General features: G+C 48.6%; 1 rRNA gene. It reads left to right on the top strand.

Annotated elements, in window-relative coordinates:
• Positions 1-153: 153 nt before the first annotated feature.
• Positions 154-255: ribosomal RNA gene (gene rrf / locus L6D77_RS27180) — 5S ribosomal RNA — on the top strand; the annotation flags it as partial.

Genomic DNA, 255 nt, shown 5'->3' with positions numbered 1-255 from the left:
AATTGCCCGTGAGGCTTGACCATATAACACCCAAGCAATTTGCAGCTGCAGATTGTGGTGGTGAAGACGAAAGACCCGAAAGTTCGCAACATCACAAATCGCATATCCGAATTAGCCAAGAGTGTTCCCAAGACATTCTGGGCAACCGAATTTCTTGACGACCATAGAGCATTGGAACCACCTGATCCCATCCCGAACTCAGTAGTGAAACGATGCATCGCCGATGGTAGTGTGGGGTTTCCCCATGTGAGAGTA

Source organism: Pseudomonas parasichuanensis (assembly GCF_021601385.1).
Lineage (GTDB): Bacteria > Pseudomonadota > Gammaproteobacteria > Pseudomonadales > Pseudomonadaceae > Aquipseudomonas > Aquipseudomonas parasichuanensis.
The sequence above is the reverse complement of the archived record's forward strand: the minus strand, read 5'-3'. Positions and strand labels throughout refer to the sequence as shown.